General features: G+C 73.2%; 1 protein-coding gene. It reads left to right on the top strand.

Features of this window, described 5'->3' with window-relative positions; all coding sequences use genetic code 11:
* The coding region (locus AC0AIB_RS31545; protein WP_465098136.1) for a type II secretion system F family protein at positions 1-265 on the top strand (265 nt) is incomplete at its 5' end.
* Positions 266-410: the final 145 nt, after the last annotated feature.

A 410-nucleotide genomic window follows, 5' to 3' on the forward strand; every position in this document is an offset into this window, starting at 1 on the left:
GATACCGGGCGCAGCCCCGCTGGCCCGCTGCTTGCACCGGGCCGGTTCGACAGGGGCCCCGGCCGCGGAGCCGGTCGCCAGGCTGGCCGAGGCGATGCGCGCCGAGCGAGCCGGTGCGGCGGTGGCGCGGGCGCAACGGGCCGGGGTGCTGATCACCGCGCCGGTCGGCCTCTGCTTCCTCCCCGCCTTCCTGGCGGTCGGGGTGGCGCCGGTGATCATCGGCCTGGCCGGTGAACTGCTCGCAACCGGCCGTCCGGGCCGGTGAGGCGGCGCGCGACGCGCGGTCGGCAGTGACCCGCTGATCATTCGTTCTCGCTCTCTCACTCACGGGTGTTCCGTTCGGGCGCCCGCTCGTCATCGATGCTCATCGGGGGATGAAATGGAAAAGAAGCTCTGGGACCGGACCGTTG

It is taken from the genome of Micromonospora sp. DSM 43699, assembly GCF_055517075.1.